Annotated in this window: 2 protein-coding genes; both read right to left on the reverse strand. The window is 57.7% G+C overall.

Annotation, left to right across the window (positions count from 1 at the left end; genetic code table 11):
• Positions 1–153: 153 nt before the first annotated feature.
• On the reverse strand, positions 154–603 hold the full coding sequence (locus tag ABT116_RS43100; RefSeq protein WP_350835212.1) for a P-loop NTPase family protein: 450 nt from the start codon (positions 601–603) through the stop codon (positions 154–156).
• Positions 604–991: 388 nt separating this feature from the next.
• The gene (locus ABT116_RS43105; RefSeq protein ID WP_128638076.1) at positions 992–1,801 is read right to left on the reverse strand and encodes a hypothetical protein; all 810 of its coding nucleotides are present in this window, start codon (positions 1,799–1,801) and stop codon (positions 992–994) included.
• Positions 1,802–2,284: the final 483 nt, after the last annotated feature.

Consider the following 2,284-nt stretch of genomic DNA (forward strand, 5'->3'; position numbering starts at 1 on the left):
AACACGAGTACCCGTCGGAGTGGGCCGCGGTCGACTGCGCACCAACGCAACCCGTTGCTCATCGGTGGCCACCGCACGCGAGGCAGGCGGTGCACCCCACCCCGTCGCCATACCGTCCAACCACTCATCCACAGACGGCGTGAACTCCACATGTCAGAACCGATTCGCCAACGGCGCTTCCAACTCGTACCCACCAGCAGCGCAATCCGGAGGATTCGCCCCCGCAATCACCCGAGTCCCCTTCGGCAACTGCACATCACCGACAGTCAAATCCAACGCCACCGCCAACATCGCCGCCTGCACAGCAGGCGGACTCGTCGTCAACTCGTCCAAAAACAGATACCCACCACCACCGGCAACCAATTCCTTCGCCCACGCCGGAGCCTCCAACGCCACACCGTGCTCCCGCACCACCGGCAACCCCGCGAAATCCGACGGCTCACGCAACGACCCCAACACCGTCTTGCACAACACCCCATCCGCCGCAGCCAACCCACGAACCAAACTCGACTTGCCCATACCCGGACCCGAAATCAACAACGACGGCACACCCGCCCGCCCATTCGCATCCAACACAGTCACAGCAGTAGCCAAATCAGCCACAGGAATCCTCCAGAATCGAGCGAACTGGTCAGGTCCGCTACCGAATTAGACTCCCCAATTATATAGGTTGACCTGCGCAAATAGGCGCTAGAATCGTTTCTCACGTCCCCGGCGCACCCAGTGCCGGGGACGTGAGAAACCACTACCTCACCGGCCGCCGGCACCACCGCAGACAGGCGAAGGAAAGGTGGCTACAAGACCGCGATTTCGACCTCCGATCAGCGGTCCCCAGCATGCCGACCTCTACGACATCTTTTCGGGCCGGCATCTGCACACAAGAAGTCAAACCTGCGAAACGCCACGCTAAAAAGCGGATAGACCGCAAACGATGTCCGGGCTTGGCTGTCAGCTCTTGAGCTCGCCGACCCACAACACCTCAAACAACCCGTTACTCAAGTCGAAATATGTACGGAGAGTTCGTTTCACCGTCGATACGACGCTGAAACTCAACTTGGACTTGCTGCAGCAACTCGAGGTCGTCCCAAGCAGATGAGTGATCCTTGCTCTGTTCTCGAGAGTCAAACAACAGATTCACCCACCGGGCATTGTGGGATGACCACATCACAAAGAAGACATCCGGCCACATCACCCAGACGGTGTCTACGCCAACAATCCCGTCCAGTGGGTTCAGAAGGTGTGCCACGATAGGAGCAACGTCCATTTCAACGACGGGATAGTCAAAGGGATGGGCAATCAGAAATATGTTCTTCGAGTGCGCAACCCTCACTTTCTTGTTTAGTTGGCGGAGCGCGCGATCAATCTGATTGAGGCCTTCACCTGCCAGGACCTCGTTTACAGTCGTAACAGCTGCGGTGAACGTCGTCACCATCGGAATTTCGCCACGCCCAAGGGATTGATCAATCGTGGCGTCAAACTTTCGGTACCAAAGACCAATCGATTTCACTTCGAAGTCCGCAAACCTCTTATTCGCCAAACCCATCGACGATATGGGGCTGCGCTCCGATTTCGAATGCGAAAGATCGAAGATCAAGTCTGGTTCGCCAGCACAATCAACGCTAGTCGGCGCACAGGCTAGGAATGCAGTCGTTGAAATGGCGGCTAGGTCCTCGCCCGATCTCACTTTCAGTTTTCGAAGCACCTCGTGCGGCAACGCACGGCAGAGCTCGTCGACCGCCCACCATAAAGTTCGTTGCGGTATCACCACTACGTCACTGCCCTTTGCGCCCGGATCGAGCATGAACTTATAGTCGCACATCGCAAAGCAAAGCCCCGGGAGTTCGGGTCACTTCAATCCCGGGCTTCGGCGATAGCATCAGCGGTCACCAGCATGTCGATCTCAACAACATTGGTTCCGCCGGCATCGGTGACGCGCACGGTTACTCCGGCGAGCTTGTGTACCGTCGGTCATTGACCGCAGAGGGGAAACCGAGATGCTGTTGTCTTCCTGGCGAGTGTGTATCACCGAGAGTCGTGTGGTCCGACCCCGGATCACGGCATACCGGAGCGCGGCGAGAGAAGCCGTCGCCACCATATCCAGCCAACGAAAATGACCAGCCAGAAGTCGATTCCTACTCCCGTCAGGCCTTACTCAACGCCGCCAATGCATCTGTGCCGACGGGTTCTTCGGGAGTGTTTCTTAAACGGTGTTTCGGCCCGACACGCTGGGTGAATGCCCGGCGAGAAGGGTGCCGTGATGACGACACTGGATGATGTGACGAAG

This window comes from Streptomyces sp. NPDC002130 (assembly GCF_040296465.1).
Taxonomy (GTDB): domain Bacteria; phylum Actinomycetota; class Actinomycetes; order Streptomycetales; family Streptomycetaceae; genus Streptomyces.

Coding starts and splice junctions, on each gene's coding strand:
- ABT116_RS43105 (WP_128638076.1), bottom strand. CDS start 1,801: ATGCTCGATCCGGGCGCAAAGGGCAGTGACGTAGTGGTGATACCGCAA.